Below are 5600 nucleotides of genomic sequence, written 5' to 3'. Positions count from 1 at the left end.
CCGCCGTTCCCCGGCGAGGGCGGTGCCGCCTAGTGGGACCCGCAAGGACCGGTCAGGAGTCGGGGAGGAGGCCACCCAGGTTGCTGAGCTCGTCCTGGCACGCGCTTTGTGCCGAGTGGGTCAGGGCGGTGCTCATGCATTCCTCGTACTCGGCGGTGACCGGCCAGAAGGCAACCTGGGCGCCGGTCCCGAGGACCAGGAACGTCGTCGCCGCCAATCCGATCACCGTGGTGACGCGGAGCGTCCCGGGAAGTTTGTCCCGCACCGCCCGCACCAGGGCGAAGATCCCGAGCACCAGGGCCGCCAGCCCGAAGACCAGCCCGAAGACCTTCCACGGCAGGGGGAGGGTCGCGGTGAGGACCGCGCCCAGCATCGCCAGCAGAAACCATCTGAAGTAGCTTCTCGTCCGGGCCAGCTCTTTTTCCTCGGGTGACCCAGCAGCGGGCGGAGCTGGCTTGGCGGGGCGGGGGCTGTCGGTCATGGTTTAACCCTAGGGTAGAGCGCAGCCTATGGTTGACCCATGCGCATCGTAGTCCTGGTTTCCGGTACCGGATCCAACCTTCAGGCGGTCATCGATGCCGTCAGCACCGGCTCCCTCGACCTCACCATCGCGGCCGTCGGCGCCGACCGGCACGGCACCTACGGGGTGGAGCGGTCAACAGCAGCGGGCATCGACGGGTTCGTGGTGGACTTCAAGTCCTTCGACCAGCGTGCCGACTGGAACGCGGCCCTGACCGAGAAGGTCGCCTCCTACTCCCCGGACTACGTGGTGTCCTCGGGATTCATGCGGATCGTCGACCAGGGTTTCCTCGATGCGTTCCCCAACCGCTACCTCAACACCCACCCGGCCCTGCTGCCGAGCTTCCCCGGCGCCCACGGTGTCCGGGACGCGTTGGGCTACGGGGTGAAGGTGACCGGCTGTACGGTGATGATCGCCGACGCCGGCGTCGACACCGGCCCGATCCTCGCGCAGGCCGCCGTCGAGGTGCTCGACGACGACACCGAGGACACCCTCCACGAACGCATCAAGGTGAAGGAGCGGGCGCTTCTCATTGAGACCCTCCGTCAGCTCGCGCTGGACGATCGCTGAGATGGCCATCGTCGACAACGCTGTCTACCTGGAGGGTAAACGGCAAACAGACCCGGTGTCGCTGGCTGAAACCTTCGAGTTCATGCGATCCCTCGGCGGAATGGCGTGGATCGGTCTGTACCGGCCCGACGACGACGAGCTCGCCGCCGTCGCCGACGAATTTTCCCTCCACCACCTTGCGGTCGAAGACGCGATGGAGGGTCATCAGCGGTCCAAGCTGGAACGCTACGGATCCACCTTGTTTGTGGTGCTGCGCCCGGCCCGCTACCTCGACGCCGAGGAGAAGGTCGAATTCGGCGAGCTTCATGTATTTGTCGGTGCCGACTTTGTGGTGACCGTGCGGCACGCCGAGTCGCCGGATCTGGGCCGGGTCCGGCGGCGGCTGGAGGAGACACCCGAGCTGCTGAAAATGGGGCCGTCAGCCGTGCTGTACGCGATCCTGGACGAGGTCGTCGACGAGTATGAGCCCGTGGTGAACGGACTTGAGAACGACATCGACGAAATTGAGAACGAACTCTTCGGCGGTGAGCCTGGTGTCTCCCGTCGCATCTACGACCTGCACCGCGAGGTGATCGAGTTTCAGCGTGCCACCCAACCACTGCAGTTCATGGTGGAGAACCTGGAGCGCGGATCAGAGAAATATCATCTGGACCCGGAGATCAGCCGCCGGCTGGGCGACGTCCTTGACCATGTGATCCGGCTGGTCGAACAGGTCAACACGTTCCGTACCCTGCTGCAGAATGCCCTCACCGTTCACTCGACACTGGTGGCGCAACGTCAGAATGAGGAAATGACCCGGTTGACGGAGACGTCCCTGAGGCAGAACGAGGAAGTCAAGCGGATCTCCTCCTGGGCTGCGATCCTCTTCGCGCCCACCCTGGTCGCCGCGATTTACGGAATGAACTTCGATTTCATTCCCGAACTGCAGTGGGCGTTCGGCTACCCGTTTGCCCTGGTGCTCATGGTCGCCACCGGCGTGGCGCTGTATCTGGCGTTTAAGCGGAATCGCTGGTTGTAGCGCCTGCCGGCTTCACCTTGTTGAGTGCAACGCCGCGGGTTTCCGGGGCGTTGCGTGCCATCCACAGCACCGCCAGCAGCACGAGCAGGCCGGTCGCCGCGAAGGTAAGCGGCAGCCCGAGGACCGGCCAGAGCAGCGAGCCGAAGATTAGTGGCACCAGGCCGGCTCCTACCCGGGACACGGTGGACGCCCAGCCGAACCCTGAGGCGCGCAGCTCGGTGGGGTACAGCTCCGACACATAGGTGTAGAGCACCGGGATGGCGACCTGGATCAGGAACCCGAACAGCAGCAGCCAGGCGGTGGCGACGGCGGGGAGTTCGACGGTGAGCGCGAAAATCACCAGCGCGACGGCGGACAGCGGACCTGACACGGCGAGGATCCACTTCCGTCCGACCCGTTCCACCAGCAACGCAGCGGCGACGACGCCGAAGAACCCCACCGCTGTCATTCCGGCGGTGGTGAGGAAAGCAACCGACTGTTCGTAGCCCGCCTGCACCAGAATCTGTGGCATCCAGGTCAGTGCCCCGTAATAGACCAGAAGGATGCTCAGGAACAGTCCCCAGGCGGCGAGGGTGATTCGCCAGTCGAATCGCCACAGGGCGGTGAGCTGGCCGGAGACCGAACCGATGGACAGCTTCGGTGTTTCTGCGGGGGAGGGTAGCCGCCAGGGGGTTGGAGTGGCGCCGGTGCGTTCCACCAGGTCGTTGATCACCGCTTCAGCCTCAGCCTGGCGGCCCTTCTGGACCAGGAAGAGCGGGGACTCGGGTACCGACCGGCGCACCCAGAACACCAGCAGGGCAGGCAGCACCATCACGAGCATCAGGTACCGCCAATCACCGAAGGCAGTCATCAGGAGCGCTGAGACCACCCCGCACAGTGCGGCCCCGATGGGCCACCAGGCATCCATGGCGGTCAGTACCCGACCGCGGTGTTTACGGGGGGTGAACTCGCCGACGAGAGCGTAGTCCACCGGGATGCAGCCGCCTAACCCGACCCCGGCCATGAACCTGAACACACAAAACCAGATGAAGTCGGGGGAGAACGCGCCCAGGACGGTGAAGATGGAGAAGATCAGCAGGGTGAGAGTGAACGCGCGTTTCCGGCCGATGATGTCCGCAATGGACCCCCAGGCGAACGCGCCGATGGCCATGCCGATGAGGTTGGAGGTGGCCACCCAGGCGGCTTCGCCGGGCGCCAGGTCCCAGTGGTCCGACAGCAACGGGATGAGGTACCCGTTAAGGGTGACATCCCACGCGTCGAACATGAAGCCGAGGCCGCCGATGAGGAAAATCTTCCCCTGTACTCTCCAGCGCCACGGCAGTTCCTGCACCACCTGGTCTCCGGTGGGTAGTTCAGTTTCGGTGCTCACGGGGAAACTGTACCGTCGGAGCCTCCCTTCACCAGAAACCCCCCTGCGTCGAGTCAACACATAGGACAGGTTTTCCGAGAAATTCCGGCTATTTGTGCCGACTCGCAGGGAGAGGCGGCCCNGCCCGCAGCGCCCCGTGACTTAGAATGAAGTCGATCCCACCCGCAGCAAAAATCCTGGAGCCACCGCGTGACTTTGAACCATCTTGACCAAGTTCCCATCCGCCGGGCCCTGATCTCGGTGTACGACAAGACGGGGCTGGAGGAACTGGCCACGGGCCTGCACCGCGCCGGCGTCAGTATCGTCTCCACCGGGTCCACTGCGAAGCGCATTGCCGCGGCTGGCGTCCCCGTCACGGAAGTTTCTGAGCTCACCGGTTTCCAGGAATGCCTCGACGGCAGGGTCAAGACACTCCACCCCCGTGTACATGCGGGAATCCTCGCCGACCGGCGCCGCGATGACCACGTCGAGCAGCTCCGCGAGCTTGAGGTGGAACCTTTCGACCTGGTGGTCGTGAACTTGTACCCCTTCGTCGACACGGTGAGGTCCGGCGCGGCCGAGGACGACGTCGTCGAGCAGATCGACATTGGCGGCCCAGCAATGGTCCGCTCCGCCGCAAAAAATCACCCATCGGTGGCGATCGTCGTGGATCCGGCACGGTACGGCGACGTGGTGGCTGCCGCCGACGCCGGCGGGTTCGACCTCAGCGCACGACGCCGGTTGGCTGCGCTCGCGTTCTCGCACACCGCCGCCTATGACAACGCGGTAGCGGCGTGGACGGCGGCCCAGTTCGGTGACGGAACCGACGACGGCGACACNGGGCCTGGCCCTGGAAAGGTCGGAGGTCCTCCGGTACGGCGAAAATCCGCACCAGGACGCCGCCCTGTATGTGGAGAAGGGCGCCACTCCGGGCATCGCCCAGGCCGACCAGCTGCACGGCAAGGCCATGAGCTACAACAACTACGTCGACGCCGACGCCGCCCTGCGTGCCGCATTCGACTTTGACCAGCCAGCTGTCGCCATCATCAAGCACGCCAACCCTTGTGGTGTGGCGGTCGGTGCGGTGGACGCGGCCGACCCCATCGCGGACGCGTACTCCAAGGCACACGCGTGCGACCCGGTATCGGCGTTCGGCGGGGTCATTGCCGCGAACCGGACGGTCACGGCAGCCATGGCCGCCGCGGTGAAGGACGTCTTCACCGAAGTGGTGATCGCCCCCGACTTCGAGCCCGAAGCGGTGACCATTCTCTCTGCCAAGAAAAACATCCGCCTGCTGACCCTGCCGGAAGGCTACCGGCGTGATCCGGCCGAGCTCAGGCAGGTCTCAGGAGGAGTGCTGGTGCAGTTGACCGACACGGTCAAGGCCGACGGCGATGCCCCCAACACGTGGACCCTCGCCGCCGGGCCGGCAGCCGACGAACGCACCCTCGCCGACCTCGCCTTCGCCTGGACCGCGTGCCGTGCCGCCAAGTCCAATGCCATCCTCCTCGCCGACGGCGGGGCAGCCGTGGGAGTGGGCATGGGGCAGGTGAATCGGGTTGATTCCTGCAAGCTCGCGGTCGAGCGGGCCAACACCCTGGCCGGTGACGGCGTCGACCGGGCCCGTGGCGCCGTAGCGGCGTCGGACGCGTTCTTCCCCTTCGCCGATGGCCTCCAAATCCTGCTCGACGCCGGGGTCCGCGCGGTAGTGCAGCCGGGCGGATCAGTACGGGACCAGGAAGTAGTGGACGCAGCAACCGCCGCGGGGATTACCATGTACTTCACGGGCACCAGGCACTTCTTCCACTAGCCGGCCCCACAGAGACAGGGCAAGGCGCATGGAGGTCGGATCGATTCTTACCCTCGCGGCGGGGATGGCACTGGCTGGGTCGGCCTTCGCCCCTGCAATCGCCCCGGGAACCCGGATGATCTCGGCCTTCCTCGGTCTTGCGTTATCGCTGCTCGCCGTCGTCACGCTGTTCTTCGGAGCCTCCCCGGGGCTGTTCCTGTGGGTCATTGCCGGCCTGTTTGCGGTCAGGAACTTCCGGGCAGCCGACCGGCACCGGAAGAAGGTGGACGCTGGCGTGGACCCGGCACGCCACCCCAACCTGAAGGACCTGCGCCAGGCCCAGTTACCGGCCTGG

The 5600-nt window shown here is 65.7% G+C and carries 5 protein-coding genes and 1 pseudogene; 4 read left to right on the top strand and 2 right to left on the bottom strand.

Going from position 1 to position 5600, the window contains the following annotated elements; genetic code table 11:
* Positions 1–52: 52 nt before the first annotated feature.
* Positions 53–481 carry a hypothetical protein gene (locus K728_RS0107710; RefSeq protein ID WP_024476341.1) on the bottom strand — a complete coding sequence of 143 codons (429 nt, stop codon included), beginning with the start codon at positions 479–481 and terminating at the stop codon, positions 53–55.
* Between the two features lie 39 nt (positions 482–520).
* Here K728_RS0107710 and purN point away from each other — a divergent pair, with 39 nt between their 5' ends.
* The gene (purN, locus tag K728_RS0107705; RefSeq protein ID WP_024476340.1) at positions 521–1090 is read left to right on the top strand and encodes a phosphoribosylglycinamide formyltransferase; all 570 of its coding nucleotides are present in this window, start codon (positions 521–523) and stop codon (positions 1088–1090) included.
* Position 1091: 1 nt separating this feature from the next.
* Entirely contained in the window at positions 1092–2108 is a 1017-nt protein-coding gene (locus K728_RS0107700) for a magnesium and cobalt transport protein CorA (RefSeq protein ID WP_024476339.1), read from the top strand.
* On the opposite strand, the gene K728_RS0107695 is transcribed toward K728_RS0107700, so the two are convergent.
* Positions 2086–3477, bottom strand: coding sequence for an MFS transporter (locus tag K728_RS0107695; protein WP_019481968.1), 1392 nt, complete (start codon positions 3475–3477; stop codon positions 2086–2088). The genes K728_RS0107700 and K728_RS0107695 overlap by 23 nt on opposite strands.
* A gap of 189 nt (positions 3478–3666) precedes the next feature.
* Here K728_RS0107695 and purH point away from each other — a divergent pair.
* Both purH and K728_RS18815 read left to right on the top strand, forming a co-directional pair.
* Positions 3667–5266: pseudogene (purH, locus tag K728_RS18820) on the top strand (bifunctional phosphoribosylaminoimidazolecarboxamide formyltransferase/IMP cyclohydrolase).
* A 28-nt stretch (positions 5267–5294) separates the two neighbouring features.
* Positions 5295–5600: hypothetical protein (locus K728_RS18815; protein WP_035747546.1), on the top strand; the 306-nt coding region annotated here is incomplete at its 3' end.

The organism is Arthrobacter sp. CAL618 (assembly GCF_000468215.1).
Taxonomy (GTDB): domain Bacteria; phylum Actinomycetota; class Actinomycetes; order Actinomycetales; family Micrococcaceae; genus Arthrobacter_D.
This window is presented reverse-complemented; position numbering and strand designations above follow the sequence as displayed.

Coding starts and splice junctions, on each gene's coding strand:
- K728_RS0107710 (WP_024476341.1), bottom strand. CDS start 481: ATGACCGACAGCCCCCGCCCCGCCAAGCCAGCTCCGCCCGCTGCTGGG.
- purN (WP_024476340.1), top strand. CDS start 521: ATGCGCATCGTAGTCCTGGTTTCCGGTACCGGATCCAACCTTCAGGCG.
- K728_RS0107700 (WP_024476339.1), top strand. CDS start 1,092: ATGGCCATCGTCGACAACGCTGTCTACCTGGAGGGTAAACGGCAAACA.